At 38.0% G+C, this 14,292-nt stretch carries 12 protein-coding genes and 1 tRNA gene; 5 read left to right on the forward strand and 8 right to left on the reverse strand.

From position 1 onward, the window contains the following. Position 1: 1 nt before the first annotated feature. Positions 2 to 556 carry a crossover junction endodeoxyribonuclease RuvC gene (gene ruvC / locus FJA49_RS09835; protein WP_140000807.1) on the reverse strand — a complete coding sequence of 185 codons (555 nt, stop codon included), beginning with the start codon at positions 554 to 556 and terminating at the stop codon, positions 2 to 4. 22 nt (positions 557 to 578) lie between these two features. Here ruvC and FJA49_RS09840 point away from each other — a divergent pair, with 22 nt between their 5' ends. Continuing rightward, on the forward strand, positions 579 to 1,523 hold the full coding sequence (locus FJA49_RS09840) for a lysylphosphatidylglycerol synthase transmembrane domain-containing protein (RefSeq protein ID WP_140000808.1): 945 nt from the start codon (positions 579 to 581) through the stop codon (positions 1,521 to 1,523). Next, the gene (locus tag FJA49_RS09845; RefSeq protein ID WP_140000809.1) at positions 1,511 to 2,632 is read left to right on the forward strand and encodes a glycosyltransferase family 2 protein; all 1,122 of its coding nucleotides are present in this window, start codon (positions 1,511 to 1,513) and stop codon (positions 2,630 to 2,632) included. The genes FJA49_RS09840 and FJA49_RS09845 overlap by 13 nt, the downstream gene beginning before the upstream one ends. 5 nt (positions 2,633 to 2,637) lie before the next feature. Here the strand turns inward: FJA49_RS09845 and FJA49_RS09850 are convergent, their stop codons facing one another. Continuing rightward, on the reverse strand, positions 2,638 to 3,114 hold the full coding sequence (locus FJA49_RS09850) for a hypothetical protein (protein ID WP_056072527.1): 477 nt from the start codon (positions 3,112 to 3,114) through the stop codon (positions 2,638 to 2,640). A gap of 58 nt (positions 3,115 to 3,172) precedes the next feature. Here FJA49_RS09850 and FJA49_RS09855 point away from each other — a divergent pair, with 58 nt between their 5' ends. Further along, entirely contained in the window at positions 3,173 to 3,673 is a 501-nt protein-coding gene (locus FJA49_RS09855) for a DUF456 domain-containing protein (RefSeq protein WP_140000810.1), read from the forward strand. Positions 3,674 to 3,841: 168 nt separating this feature from the next. On the opposite strand, the gene FJA49_RS09860 is transcribed toward FJA49_RS09855, so the two are convergent. The 3 genes from FJA49_RS09860 to FJA49_RS09870 form a co-directional block, all read right to left on the reverse strand. Then, a tRNA-Asp gene (locus tag FJA49_RS09860) sits at positions 3,842 to 3,915 on the reverse strand. An 86-nt stretch (positions 3,916 to 4,001) separates the two neighbouring features. After that, a complete protein-coding gene (locus tag FJA49_RS09865; protein ID WP_140000811.1) occupies positions 4,002 to 4,928 on the reverse strand; it encodes a DUF58 domain-containing protein in 927 nt (308 codons plus the stop codon). 218 nt (positions 4,929 to 5,146) lie between these two features. Continuing rightward, a complete protein-coding gene (locus FJA49_RS09870) occupies positions 5,147 to 5,719 on the reverse strand; it encodes a DUF4082 domain-containing protein (protein ID WP_140000812.1) in 573 nt (190 codons plus the stop codon). 173 nt (positions 5,720 to 5,892) lie between these two features. On the opposite strand from FJA49_RS09870, the gene FJA49_RS09875 reads away from it, so the two are divergent. Beyond that, complete coding sequence (locus FJA49_RS09875; protein WP_140000813.1) at positions 5,893 to 6,600, forward strand: LytR/AlgR family response regulator transcription factor; 708 nt, start codon at positions 5,893 to 5,895, stop codon at positions 6,598 to 6,600. After that, positions 6,597 to 8,585 (forward strand): tetratricopeptide repeat-containing sensor histidine kinase, encoded by a 1,989-nt coding sequence (locus FJA49_RS09880; RefSeq protein ID WP_140000814.1) that lies wholly within the window; start codon positions 6,597 to 6,599, stop codon positions 8,583 to 8,585. The genes FJA49_RS09875 and FJA49_RS09880 overlap by 4 nt, the downstream gene beginning before the upstream one ends. A gap of 55 nt (positions 8,586 to 8,640) precedes the next feature. Here FJA49_RS09880 and trxA read toward each other — a convergent pair whose 3' ends face one another. From trxA to FJA49_RS09895, 3 genes are all read right to left on the reverse strand, one after another. Next, positions 8,641 to 8,958 (reverse strand): thioredoxin, encoded by a 318-nt coding sequence (trxA, locus tag FJA49_RS09885; RefSeq protein WP_056072021.1) that lies wholly within the window; start codon positions 8,956 to 8,958, stop codon positions 8,641 to 8,643. Positions 8,959 to 9,072: 114 nt separating this feature from the next. Then, positions 9,073 to 13,572 carry a DNA polymerase III subunit alpha gene (dnaE, locus tag FJA49_RS09890; RefSeq protein WP_140000815.1) on the reverse strand — a complete coding sequence of 1,500 codons (4,500 nt, stop codon included), beginning with the start codon at positions 13,570 to 13,572 and terminating at the stop codon, positions 9,073 to 9,075. Between the two features lie 171 nt (positions 13,573 to 13,743). Next, positions 13,744 to 14,211, reverse strand: a complete 468-nt coding sequence (locus FJA49_RS09895; RefSeq protein WP_140000816.1) for a DUF6252 family protein — start codon at positions 14,209 to 14,211, stop codon at positions 13,744 to 13,746. Between the last annotated feature and the right edge of the window lie 81 nt (positions 14,212 to 14,292).

A 14,292-nucleotide genomic window follows, 5' to 3' on the forward strand; every position in this document is an offset into this window, starting at 1 on the left:
CTTACTTCTTTACTCTGTCTTCATTTTGTTTTACAAAAGCATCCCAGCCTGAATAGCTTTTTGTGCCTGTTGTTCTTCCTGAGTTAAAAAAGTGGCATACTGCTGCAGCAAGACCGTCTGTACTATCCAGATTTTTAGGCAGTTCTTTTAATCCCAAAAGCTGCTGGAGCATTTTAGCTACTTGTTCTTTGGAGGCATTACCATTGCCGGTGATGGCCATTTTAATCTTTTTTGGTTCATATTCCGTAATTGGAATCTGACGTGAAAGACCGGCTGCCATAGCAACACCTTGTGCCCGACCCAATTTCAGCATCGATTGTACGTTTTTCCCAAAAAAGGGTGCTTCGATGGCAATTTCATCCGGATGGTGCGTTTCAATCAATTCGATAGTCCTTTCAAAAATGACTTTTAGCTTGGTGTAATGATCGTCATATTTGCTCAATATAAGTTCATTCAATTGCAAGAACTCCATTTTTTTATTGATAACCTTTATCAATCCGAAACCCATGATGGTAGTCCCGGGATCAATTCCTAATATGATACGTTCGTTTGCCAATTTTAATTTGTTATTTTGCCGAATGATTGCAATTCCTCACAAAGCTAAACAATTCCTAGTGTTTCTAATCAAACTTTTGATTGTTGGCGGTGCATTTTATTTTATCTGGAATCAATTGGCTCATAATAAACAATTGGACTGGCAAAAATTTCTTGATTTGCTGGATCGAAAGAAATCTTTCTGGGGCATTCTTTTCTTACTATCATTCAGCTTTTTTAATCGTTATTTTGAAATATTAAAATGGCAGAATCTGGCTCAGGTCGTTGAAAAGATTTCTGTTGGCAAGGCAACAGCACAGGTTTTGGGAGCATTGACAGCTTCTATTTTCACACCTAATGGAATTGGTGAATATGGAGCCAAGGCATTGTATTTCCCAAAGAGCGAAGCCAAAAGAATCGTGTTCTTGAACCTGATTTGCAATGGAATTCAGATGATTCTGACTATCATTTTTGGCACAGTCGGACTGCTTTATTTCAACTATAAATTCCCAATCATATCAAACAAAAGCCTTATGCTTGTTTTCGGAATACTACTCCTAGTATGCGGCTTGCTATTTGGCTTGAAAAAAATCACAATCAGAGGCTATTCCCTCAATAAGCTATTTGAAAAAATCAACGAGATTCCTAAGCAAATCCATCAAAAAAATATACTCCTGGCTATTAGTCGCTATCTTATTTTTTCGCATCAGTATTATTTCCTGTTTCTTGCCTTTGATGTAAAACTCCCTTATTTGCTACTCATGGCAACGATTACAAGCGTTTATTTCCTGGCTTCTTCGTTACCCACATTCCAGTTTTTGGATTTTGCTGTCAAAGGAAGCGTTGCCGTATTCTTTTTCGGATTGCTTGGCGTAAACGAATGGATTGCCGTTTTTATCAGTACCTTGATGTGGTTTTTAAATGTGGTGTTTCCTGTAATCATTGGAAGCTATTATGTCTTTAATTTTAAGTCGGTATGGAAATCATAACCTATCTGTGTTTTGGAATTATAGGGATTTATTCCGTTTTTATCGTATGGCTGGCCTATGGGTTCCGTAAAATACCTGTTTTCGACAAGAACCTTCCTGAAACAAAATCTACTTTTTCGATTATTGTCCCTTTCCGGAATGAAGCACAGCATCTTCACCAATTGTTATACTCTTTTTCACAGCTGGATTATCCAAGGTCAAAATTCGAAATTGTCTTTGTAAATGATGCTTCAACAGACGATTCTGTCAGTGTCATCAAAGAATTTCAAGCCTTGAGTTTTAACTTTCGAATACTAGATTCTATCCGAAAATCGGGCTCTCCAAAAAAAGACGCTATTTCAACAGCGATAGACAGCATCCAAAACGAATGGATTATTACTACCGATGCTGATTGTTTTGCAAGCCCTGAGTGGCTTAAAACGATTGACAGCTATATACAGAGCCATAATCCTTCAATGATTGCAGGAGCGGTCTCTTTTTCTGCCGGAGATTCTTTCCTGCAACAGTTCCAGCAACTGGATATGGTAAGTCTGCAAGGTGCAACGATTGGAAGTTTCGGATTGCAGAAAGCTTTTATGTGCAACGGAGCCAATCTTGCTTATAAAAAAGAATTATTCCTTGAACTTAATGGTTTTGAAGGAAACGATAGTATTGCCAGTGGTGATGATGTTTTTTTATTGCAAAAAGCTGCAGCAAAATATCCTGAAAAGGTACAGTATTTAAAATCTGAAAATAATATTATCCTGACCGAACCTTTGGATAGTTGGAATGCCGTTTTTAATCAACGGGTGCGTTGGGCATCAAAAACAAAATCCTACCAAAACTCATTCGGGAAAATTCTAGCTCTCGTCGTTTTTGGAGGAAATCTGGCCATTGTCATCGGATTTCTTTTGACATTTGCTAGTCTGTTTCCTTTTTGGAGTTGGTATCTGCTGTTTGCTATAAAAATCTTTGCCGATTTCCCGTTATTAAATCCAACCGGAAAATTCCTAAAACCGGAACAGGTCAAATTTTTCCTTCTCAGCAATCTGTTTTATCCTTTTTTCAGTACGGCTGTGGCGTTGTATTCTCTTTTTGGGAAATACGAATGGAAAGGCAGAAAATTCTAGATTTCTTATTCTACGTTCAGAATCACAGGCAAGATAAATTGCGTCTTTACCGGAATCCCTCTTTTTAGTGCAGGATTAATTTTTGGAAAATCGGTCAGGCGACTATGAAGTATGCTGTCAATTTTCACTTTATCATACGCCAGGCTATCCGACGGGAACTGCGGTTCGAACTCAATTCTTGAATCCGGATATACGGTAACTTTGACTTGTATCGTATCAATCTGCGGGTATAAAATAGACAACGTATCCAAATCCAGCTTTTGTTGGATTGTAACAGTCAGGAAGTCGAAAAAACACTGTTTTCTGGTGGTTTCATCCTTGATTGAATCACAAGTTGCCACAGAAGGAAATTCATCCACCTGATTCCAATTTACTTTCTGGAGCTCCTGTTTGAGTAGTTCTTCCTCAGAAATCTTCTGATTCTGAAGATTCTGGCACGAACACAAAAGTCCTAAAAAAAGAATTGCTGTGAGTTTTCTCATGTGATGATTGGCAGGCATTTTGTAATATTACATAATTCAAAAATAATAAATTTAATTTATGGAATATTTTTTATTGGTTCTTGGATTATTATGCGTGATTGGAGGCATCATCGGCAGTTTCCTGCCTGTACTTCCAGATGCTCCGCTATCATGGATTGGATTGCTTCTGCTTTACTTCTGCGACGGAATCGAAACCGAATACTGGGTGTTGGGCATTACGCTATTCGTGGCTATCGTTTCTGGCGTTTTAGACTATATCATTCCGGCAAAAGGAACCAAATATTTTGGAGGAAGTTCCTATGGAATCTGGGGAACCAATATCGGACTGATTATCGGACTGATTGCGCCAATTCCTTTTGGATTTATTATAGGCCCGTTTTTAGGCGCTTTTATTGGAGAAATGCTGTACGATTCCAAAAACCATTCCCGTGCGCTTAAAGCTGCAACCGGTTCTTTTATCGGCTTTCTGGCTTCGACTTTTATAAAGTTTGTTGTGTGTATGGGATTCCTTGGACTTTTTCTGTATAAAGTATGGGAATTTAGGGAAGTCTGGTTTTGATAACCAAAAGCAATGCCGTTTAAATCAAAAAAGCCCTCCAAGTAAATGGAAAGCTTTTCATTGGTCTAACTACTAAACCTGGTACTTTCGTACCTAAACAACACAACTAATCTTAAAAACCTTTTTGGGCAAAAAAGCCTTTCTTTCGAAAGGCTTCCCCCAATTTAGCGGTCTGGACGGGACTCGAACCCGCGACCCCATGCGTGACAGGCATGTATTCTAACCAACTGAACTACCAAACCAGCGCTTAATTGCGAGTGCAAATATACCACAGTTTTTTACTTCTGCAAGCGTTTTCGCAAAAAAATTAAAACTTTTTTTTATCGTTTTACCCAAACATTTGTTTTTCAACCAAATATGTTGTGAGTATTTTTTCAAAATTTTTGCCTGCTGCAACAGGAACGTACTTGATTTTATTCTGTGCACAAGTCAATGACAATCGCTTGAAATAGTTTTCTGCACGTTTTTCATACTCCTCTTTTATGTTATCTGCAAAAAGATTGACTTCTTCTCCCGACTCAAGGTCTATAAATTTCCTTGGCGTGTTGTCAAAATCAAAGCTCAATTCGGTTTTGTTGTCAATAACATGAAACAATACGACTTTATGCTTATTGTGTTTTAAATGCTGTAATGCATTCAGCAATGCTTCTTCATTTTCGGGCTGAAACATGTCCGTAAAAAGGATAATCATCGAACGGCGGTGCATTTTTTCTGCAATCTGATGCAAAAAAGTAACCGTATCTGTGTTTTTGGATTGTTTTGGCTCTGCCAATAGTTGTTCCAGTTTGTTGAGAAGCATCCTGTGATGGCGTTCGCTCCCTTTTTCGGGCGCATAATATTCATAGTTGTCTGAATAGACACTCAACCCTACAGCATCTCTCTGTTTTTTGAGCAAATTCATCAAAACGGCCGATGCCAGAACAGAAAATCCAATCTTGCTTTCAAAAAATTGCTGCCCGTCTTGTAACTTCGGATAATGCATAGAAGACGAATTATCAATAATCAGATGGCAACGGAGGTTTGTTTCTTCTTCAAAACGTTTGGTATACAGCCTATCTGTTTTTGCAAAAAGTTTCCAATCAATATGTTTTGTACTTTCGCCCGCATTGTACACCTTATGTTCTGCAAATTCCGCAGAAAACCCATGAAACGGACTCTTGTGCATTCCCGAAATAAAACCTTCAACAACCTGATTGGCCAACAGCTCCAAATGCTGGAAACTGGAAATTTTTTCTATTTGCGATTCAATCTTCATTCTTCAAATATATTGAAAGATTGACTGATTTAAAAATTTATCACACGACTTTGCTAAAGCAAAAAAAGACCCGAAGTATTATCTCCGGACCTTTCCCCAACTAATCCTAAAAACATCTATATATTCATTACCGCATTGTTTAGCTGTTTATTTCTTTGTTTTCTGCAAAAAAAGACCTGGTCATACATACCAGGTCTTTTTCTAACTAACCCCAGAAATTATTCTGTTCTCTTGAAATCAAAGCTCAAGTCTCCTCCATTATAATTCAAAGACACATTGGTTGGAAATGTTTGAGTTGCCCCACCTACCCATCTGTATTCTATGAACTTGATATTTCCAGCCGTAATAGGATAAGTTGCATCCGTATTATCTGCTTTACTTCTTTTATACCAGTCATTAGAATTCATCGTAATCAGATACTTCTTGTCTTTTTCTAATGCCAAGTCAGTAATAGGATGTGAAATAGCAGTATTTGCATTTGCTACATTTACGGTTTCCGTTTTTAAAACTTCTTTGGTTGTATAATCCCAAATTGTAACTTTTAATGCTGGATTTTCATCTGGTAGTTTAATCGTTATCGCTTTCATAACTCCTTTGACATTTGGAGAAAATGCCAATCCAAATTCATAGCTACCTGAATTAATAAAATTGCTCGTAGTCGTAAATCCAGCCTGTGTATGATACGATTCCAATGGATTTTCAACCGGATAAGTAGGCTTGCTGTCGTCACTGCTACAAGAGATTGCTAAAATTGCTAATAAAGCTCCCGATAAGATTTTAATCGTTTTCATTTCTTAAATTTTTTGTTATTGATTTTTAATCATTTGGTTATTACAAGACAAAGGTGCTGACATCCTCCAAGTGAAAAAACCGGTAATAGACCAATAACATTTTAAATAGACCAATAACATTTTTCTTAATAAATGTTAAATTTTTTATTTATATTTGAGTAAACGCTTCTGGAATGGAAAAGCTAAAATGCATTATAGTTGATGATGACGAAATAGACAGGCTTACGGTACTTTCGTTTGCGAAACGATTTGAGAACCTTTCCATTTTGGGCGTGTTTGAGTCTGCAGACGAGGCCCTTTCTTTTATGGAACAGAATCCGCCCGATCTTTTATTTCTGGATATTGATATGCCTGGCATGAATGGTGTTGAATTGCGAAAACAAGCTTTGGCGGTTCCCGCTTGTATTTTTATCACTTCACATCCGGAATTTGCTGTAGAGAGTTTTGAACTCGACACTTTAGACTTTATCGTTAAGCCCTTAAAGTTTGACCGCTTTGCTCAGACCATGCGCCGTATTGAAGAATTCATGGAGATAAAGCATAAGGCATCCTTGTTTGAATCAAGCATAGGTGGCGATGTAATCTATATAAAAGAAGGACATGACCAGACCAAAGTCAAACTACATGATATTCTATATCTCGAAGCCTTAAAAGATTATACGCTGATTATTACTTCCAAAAAAAGACACTGTGTACTGTCTAGTTTAGGAATATTGCTAAAAGAAACCCATTTCCAGTCCTTTATAAGAATCCACAGAAGTTTTGCCGTGCAAAAACAGTTTATAGAAAAAATCAATACCCAGGAAATACAGCTCAGTAATGGTGCTATGATTCCTGTGGGAAGGAGTTTTAAAGAAAACATCAATATTTTGCTATCATGAAAAAAGCACTCTTCTTTTTAGTATTCTGCTTGTTTTCAACAGTATTGACAGCCCAAAAACAAGGGCAAATGCTGATTGATTCGTTGGAAACATCGCTAAAAAACACCAAAGACAAAAAGACAATTGTCATTATCAAAAACAAGCTGAGTCAGGAATATTCTCGGGTAGACCCTGAGAAAGGAAAGCAGCTGGCAAAAAGCGCTATTGAAATGGCAGAAACTATTGATTTCAAAAATGGGCTGGCCGAAGGCTATCGCTGTCTGGGAATCAATACAACCGATTCTACGGCGATTAATTTTTACCGCAAAGGTCTTGAATTTGCAAAAGAGACTAAAGACAAGCAGGTATTGAGTGTTCTGTATCGGAATATAGCCGTTTATTACATCTATAGGAATGATTACAAAAACGGGCTCGACTACAGTTTCAAATCCCTTAAATTAAGCGAAGAATTAGGCAAAAACGAAGAAATTGCCGGAACCTATATCAATATTGGGTTTATATACAATGACCTTAAAGACCGTAAAAAGGCGCTGGAATATTTCAAAAAAGCATTGGATATAAACAAGAAATTCAACAATCCGACGATGAAAGCCGTGATTCTTGAAAACATCGGCGTGCTTTATAATAACGAGGGTAAAAACGAATTGGCAGTTTCCTACCTCAATCAGGCTTTGGAAATCAACAGAAAAAACAACAACCTAAATTTTGTAGCAACAAATTTGGGAACCTTAGGAAGCGCCTATCTGGAATTAAAAAAATATGACCTGGCAGAAGAACATATCAAAGAAGCATTAAAAATCAGCAAGGAGTTAAAAATCCGCAGGGTTATGTCATACAATCTGCAAAACCTTTCTATGATTTACATGCAAAAATACAGCGATCCTAAAAACAATGCTTTTTACAAAAACAGGCCTATAGCAGACACTTCTTTATTAATGCTGAAAGAAGCGGTAATCTATGATCAAGAGAGCAATGACATCAAATCGCTTTCAACTGATTTTAAGGAAATGGCATCACTTTATGAAGTCATGGGCGATTCTAAAAACGCACTTCTTTATTTCAAAAAATTCAATACGTATAAAGACTCTATTTATCAGAGCGCCACAAAAGAAACCGTAAAAAATCTGGAAGATCAGCGCACAATAGAGCTAAAAAATAAAGAAATCCAGTTCAATAAGCTCAAAATAGAAAATAAGGAAAAACAAAAATGGTATTTTATCCTGGGTCTTATCATGTTGGGCATTATCGGGATATTGCTATTCTATCAAAGCCGAAACCGCAAGAGAAGTAACGAAAAACTACAGCTTTTAAATAATGAGCTGGATCAGGCCAACAAAACAAAATCACGCTTCTTTAGTATCTTGAATCATGATTTGAGAAGTCCAGTATCCAGCCTGATTCATTTTCTTCATCTTCAAAAAGAAAGTCCTGAATTGTTGGATGCCGAAAGTAAAAAAAGGATGGAAGACAAAACGATTGTCTCTGCAGAAAATCTGCTCAATTCTATGGAAGACCTCCTACTTTGGAGCAAAGGCCAAATGGAAAACTTCAAACCTCAGCCCAAAGCCATCAAAGCAAGTTCCTTATTTGAAGATACCCGAAAACATTTTTCAGGACAGGAAAATGTCAGCATTCTATTTGAAGACCCACAAGGTTTAGTACTCAATACCGACGAGAATTATTTGAAAACAATTATCCGTAACCTAACCGGAAATGCTATCAAGGCTCTGGAAAAAACCAAAGATGCTCAAATAACATGGAAAGCGTGGGAGAAAAACGGAAAGAAACATCTTTCTATTTCAGACAATGGTCCGGGTGGCAGCCAGGAACAATTCAAGGCCTTATATGATGACAAGGAAGTTGTTGGCATAAAAACCGGATTAGGACTGCATTTGATACGTGACCTTGCCAAAGCTATTAATTGCAAGATTGACATCCAGACAGAGCCTAACCAAGGAACGACTTTTATACTGACTCTAAATTAAAAAACCCTTCCAAAACCTTGGCTTTGGAAGGGCATATTAAGATATAATCTCTCGATTATAACAATGCGTCAATTGCGTCTGTGTAGCTTTGTTTTGGTGCAACACCAACTTGTCTTCCTACAACTTCTCCGTTTTGGAAAACCAATACCGTTGGAATGTTTCTTACACCATACTTTGCAGCAAACTCTTGGTTTGCATCTACATCAACTTTTCCAACAACAGCTTTTCCGTCATATTCAGTACTGATTTGGTCAATGATTGGACCAACCATTCTACAAGGTCCACACCATGCTGCCCAAAAATCTACTAAAACGGGTTTATCTGATTTTAATACAATTTCTTCGAAAGTTGCATCTGTTATTGCTTGTGCCATATTTTTTGTTCTTTGAATTTTACATTACAAAATTAGTTATTTTATCTGTAATGTTTTGTTAATTGAAAATTAGTTTTAGCTATAAAGATATTGTCAATTTCTATCCTAAAAAAGTTAATTTAATTTGAAATTGACTTGTAATTTTTCTAATTCACGTAGTAATTCGCCACAAATATTTACTTTTAATTTCCTGCTAGGCATGGAAAGATAGGTAATGACTTTGGTTTCTTCTACTACAGCCGGAACGTTCAATTCCATCTCTTCTGCATTTTCCATATCTGGAATCGCTTCGGCTTCATCAATATTTGATTCTATGGCAACAGGCACTTCCTTCGTAATCTTTTCGGTTTCCATTACCTCAAAAGTCACATTATTTTCTCCACGGTTGGATTGAAAAATATGACTCAGCTTTGTAATCATTTCCGAGTGGAGTTCTCTGATATTCATTTGAATGATGAGCTTTTTCGCAAATGTCGTCAGTACATCCTGAAGATATTGGATTCCTATGAACTGTATTCTCGGATCTCCTTTTTTACCAGTTTCTGCATTGGCCCAGCCTTCACGTACCAGAATTTTCATATAGGTAAAATTATTTTGAATCAGGAAATGACGGAATTTAAGATATTCTTCTCCAAATATCCTGAATTCAGCAGATTCATCATAGCCTTCTAATGTAAACGCAGCCCAGCCTTTGCCATTTTTGGCAACTCTGTGCTGTACATCGGTTATGATGCCTCCAATTGTCAGGTTTTTGTTTACATGGGCTTCGAGATTTTTCAAGGCTTCCAACTTTGCATTACAGAAGTACTTCATCTCGAAACGGTAATCATCAAGAGGATGTCCGGAAATATAGATTCCTACCACCTCTTTTTCTTTTGCCAGCTTTTCCATAGTGCTCCAGTCTTCACATGGTGGGATAACTGGTTCCGGAATCTGCACATCGCTTGCTTCTCCAAAAAGACTTACTTGTGAAGAATTTTCATTTTCCTGAAACTTTGAGCCATAACGTACGGCCTTTTCCAAAAATGTAATTCCATCGCCTTCGTCATGGAAATATTGTGCCCGATGTGCTGTAAACGAATCAAATCCGCCGGCAAGTGCCAAATTTTCAAAAGCTTTTTTATTGGCAGCACGCAGGTCAATTCGTTTTGCCAAATCAAAAATCGATTTGTATTTTCCTTCTTTTCTGTTTTCTACAATAGTCTGTACGGCACCCATACCTACTCCTTTGATGGCACCCATTCCAAAACGGACGGCATAATTTTCGTTTACCGTAAATTTATAAAAGGATTCATTCACATCCGGACCAAGAACCTGCAATCCCATACGCTTACATTCTTCCATGAAAAACGAAACCTGTTTGATATCGTTCATGTTGTTGGAAAGCACTGCCGCCATATATTCTGCCGGATAATGTGCTTTCAAATAAGCCGTTTGGTAAGCAATCCATGCATAGCAAGTCGAGTGCGACTTATTAAATGCGTACTGTGCGAAAGCTTCCCAGTCTTTCCATATTTTTTCAAGCTTATCAGCCGCATGTCCATTGGCAACTGCCTGGTCGATGAATTTGGATTTCATCTTATCGAGGACATCTTTTTGCTTCTTACCCATCGCCTTACGCAAGACATCGGCATCACCTTTGGAAAAGCTTGCCAGTTTTTGCGACAAAAGCATTACCTGTTCCTGATATACCGTAATTCCATAAGTGTCTTTCAGATATTCTTCACAGGCTTCAAGGTCATAGACGATTTCTTCCTCGCCGTTTTTTCTTCGGACGAAACTTGGGATATATTCCAACGGTCCCGGACGATATAATGCGTTCATCGCAATCAAATCTCCAAAAACTGTCGGCTTCAGGTCTTTCATGTATTTTTGCATCCCGACCGATTCGTATTGGAAAATACCTACCGTTTCACCTCTTTGGAAAAGTTCATACGTCTTGACATCATCAATAGGAAAGGCATCCGGATCTAATTGGATTCCTGTCCTATATTTTACCAGTTTTACGGTATCTTTAATAAGTGTGAGGGTCTTAAGACCCAAGAAGTCCATCTTTAGCAAGCCTGCACTTTCTACTACCGAGTTATCGAATTGCGTTACATACAGATCCGAATCTTTTGCAGTAGAAACCGGGACGAAATTTGTGATATCGTCTGGCGTGATGATTACCCCACAGGCATGGATTCCTGTATTCCGGAGATTTCCTTCCAATAATTTTGCCTGCGTAATTGCTTCTCCACCTAAGTCTCCTGCATTTGCAAGCGCAATCAGTTCTTGTACTTTATCAAATTCTTCGGCACGGAGTGCTTTTTTCAGCTGCTCATTGTCGAAAGTAAAAATCTTAGCCAGATTCAGGTTCATCGGGATAAGCTTGGCAATCTTATCGGCTTCAAACAAAGGCAAATCCAAAACACGGGCCGTATCTCTGATTGAAGATTTTGCCGCCATGGTTCCATAAGTAATAATTTGCGCTACCTGATTAGAACCATATTTATTAATAACATAATCCATTACACGACCACGACCTTCGTCATCAAAATCGATATCAATATCGGGCATGGACACACGATCCGGATTTAAGAAACGCTCAAAAAGCAAATCATAAAGCATCGGGTCAATATTGGTAATCCCTAAACAGTAGGCCACAACAGATCCTGCAGCCGATCCACGACCCGGACCTACTGAAACGTCCAGCTTTCTGGCTTCGGCAATAAAATCCTGTACGATTAGAAAATATCCCGGATATCCTGTCTTTTCAATGGTCTGCAATTCAAAATCCAAACGTTCCTGGATTTCAGGCGTGATGTCTGTATAGCGTCTCTTGGCTCCTTCGTAAGTAAGATGCTTCAAGTAAAGGTTCTCACCTCTTTTCCCTCCATCAACATCATCTTCCGAAACGATAAATTGTTCTGGAATATCAAATTTTGGAAGCAAGACTTCACGTGCCAAATCGTATATTTCTATTTTTTCTACGATTTCCTGAATATTGTATATAGCCTCTGGAAGATCTGAAAAAAGCTTTTTCATCTCGTCTCCCGACTTAAAATAGTATTCCTGATTAGGCATTCCATATCGGTAGCCACGACCACGGCCAACCGGCGTGGATTGTTTTTCACCATCACGGACACAAAGAAGAATATCATGCGCATTCGCATCTTCTTTGTCGATATAGAAAATATTATTCGTTGCCACTAATTTCAGGTCGTGTTTCCTGGCTAATGAAATCAAAGTAGTATTCACACGATTTTCATCTTCCTGATTGTGGCGCATTAATTCGATATAGCAATCTTCTCCAAATTCCTGTTTCCACCAAAGCAATGCTTCTTCCGCCTGATGTTCACCAATATTCAGGATCTTGCTTGGTATTTCACCATAAAGGTTTCCTGACAAGACGATTATGTCTTCTTTGTATTGTTTTATAACTTCCTTGTCAATCCTAGGCACATAATAGAAACCTTTGGTGTAGGCAATGGAAGACATTTTTGCCAAATTATGATAGCCGTTTTTGTTTTTTGCAATCAGTACAACTTGATATCCATTGTCTTTTCGGGTACGATCCAAATGGTCTTCACAGACAAAAAACTCACAGCCTACAATAGGTTTCATCAAAACTTCCGTAGGCTCTTCTCCGTTGTCGATAAGTGATTGGTTTTTTGCTTTTGCTCCTTTATTATGATTCAATACATCACGCACAAAATGGAAAGCTCCCATCAAGTTCGCATGATCCGTCATTGCAACAGCAGGCATTTTCTGTTTTACGGCAGCCTTGACCAAGTCACCAATACTGATTGTGGATTGCAGTACTGAAAACTGTGTATGGTTATGAAGATGCACAAAATCGACATCTGTTATAGAAATAGCATTTTCGGCAGTTTGCTTTTGCTGCGCTTCATTGGTAGCTTTTTGCAAACGGGCACGCACTTCATCAGAAGCCTGCTTCAGGTTGATATGCTTTAACCCGATGAGCTGAATCTCTTTCGGATTATTTTCATTAAATCTTGTAAAATAATCAGCCGGTACATCAAGCTGTTCTTTAGTAAAGTCTTCTCTTCTGATCAGCTCTAAAAAACAACGTGTTGTTGCTTCAACGTCGGCAGTTGCATTATGCGCTTCGGCAAAAGGCTGGTTAAACAGAAACTGATGCAGTTCCGTCAATGTTGGCAGCTTGAATTTTCCTCCTCTTCCTCCCGGCAATTTTAAAAGCTCGGCCGTATATTCTGTACAAGTGTCCAAAACGGGCATTTCGGCCATTTTAGAATCAACTCCAAAACGGTAAAATTCACAGCCCATGATGTTAACATCAAAGCCTACGTTTTGTCCGACAATAAATTTCGATTTTGAAAGCGCAATATTAAATTTCTCCAGAACTTCCGAAAGTCCGATTCCTCTTTCTGCTGCCAATTCTGTAGAAATACCGTGGATTCTTTCTGCATCATAGGGAATATTAAAACCTTCCGGCTTCACAAGGTAGTCCTGGCTTTCAATCAGATTTCCCATTTCATCATGCAACTGCCAGGCTATCTGAATACAGCGAGGCCAGTTATTGGTATCGGTTATGGGTGCATCCCAACGCTTTGGCAATCCGGTTGTTTCTGTATCGAAAATTAAGTACATCGCTAATTTATAAGGTTTTATATTTTTGAAAAATCCAAAAAACGTAGACTACAAAAATAAGCTTTTTTAAGCTTTGGACAATATCACTTATCTATGAATCTTTTCCGTAAAACTTTCCCTAAAACAAAAAATCCCGGCCAAGGCCAGGATTTATATTTGTAAATTATCTTTTTATGGTGCTCCTTGAATTGGCACTCTGTAGAAATGACCTTCCTGGTAATTAACTACTGCTGCTCCAATAGGATCTGGAATTGTAGAAGGCGCATTGAAATAGAAAGTTCCTGTTACAGTTCCATCTGGACTTTGCTCAATTTTGATTTGTCCATCTCCTACACCTGTTCCTGTAGCATAGGTAGAACTAACTCCATCCGCTTCAAACATATAAGCCGCTTTATTTGTGTTGTTCACTCCTAAAGTATAGGTTCCAGGCACAGTAGACGATGTTGTAAGAGTCAAGGTTTCGAATGGCGTGTTACCGTAAACGGTCAATACTCCACCCGTAACAGTTGCATAAGAACTTGATGCTCTCCATCGAACATTGTCTTTTTTGCCTTGAACAGACGGGTTATTAAAGGTAGCATCGTCTTCACACGAAGCAAAAAGAGCCACAAGCATTAAAAGCGATAAAATCTTTTTCATATTTATAATTGATAGATATGTATAATCATTTTTACATCGACAAAAATAGTTTTTTATAGCATATATGCTAATGAAAATTAA

The sequence above is a fragment of the Flavobacterium microcysteis genome (genome assembly GCF_006385255.1).
Taxonomy (GTDB): Bacteria; Bacteroidota; Bacteroidia; order Flavobacteriales; family Flavobacteriaceae; genus Flavobacterium; species Flavobacterium microcysteis.

Excerpts from the sequence above, each read along its gene's own strand:
- FJA49_RS09840 (WP_140000808.1), top strand. The coding sequence starts at position 579 with ATGATTGCAATTCCTCACAAAGCTAAACAATTCCTAGTGTTTCTAATC.
- FJA49_RS09845 (WP_140000809.1), top strand. The coding sequence starts at position 1,511 with ATGGAAATCATAACCTATCTGTGTTTTGGAATTATAGGGATTTATTCC.
- FJA49_RS09850 (WP_056072527.1), bottom strand. The coding sequence starts at position 3,114 with ATGAGAAAACTCACAGCAATTCTTTTTTTAGGACTTTTGTGTTCGTGC.
- FJA49_RS09855 (WP_140000810.1), top strand. The coding sequence starts at position 3,173 with ATGGAATATTTTTTATTGGTTCTTGGATTATTATGCGTGATTGGAGGC.
- FJA49_RS09865 (WP_140000811.1), bottom strand. The coding sequence starts at position 4,928 with ATGAAGATTGAATCGCAAATAGAAAAAATTTCCAGTTTCCAGCATTTG.
- FJA49_RS09870 (WP_140000812.1), bottom strand. The coding sequence starts at position 5,719 with ATGAAAACGATTAAAATCTTATCGGGAGCTTTATTAGCAATTTTAGCA.
- FJA49_RS09875 (WP_140000813.1), top strand. The coding sequence starts at position 5,893 with ATGGAAAAGCTAAAATGCATTATAGTTGATGATGACGAAATAGACAGG.
- FJA49_RS09880 (WP_140000814.1), top strand. The coding sequence starts at position 6,597 with ATGAAAAAAGCACTCTTCTTTTTAGTATTCTGCTTGTTTTCAACAGTA.
- trxA (WP_056072021.1), bottom strand. The coding sequence starts at position 8,958 with ATGGCACAAGCAATAACAGATGCAACTTTCGAAGAAATTGTATTAAAA.
- dnaE (WP_140000815.1), bottom strand. The coding sequence starts at position 13,572 with ATGTACTTAATTTTCGATACAGAAACAACCGGATTGCCAAAGCGTTGG.
- FJA49_RS09895 (WP_140000816.1), bottom strand. The coding sequence starts at position 14,211 with ATGAAAAAGATTTTATCGCTTTTAATGCTTGTGGCTCTTTTTGCTTCG.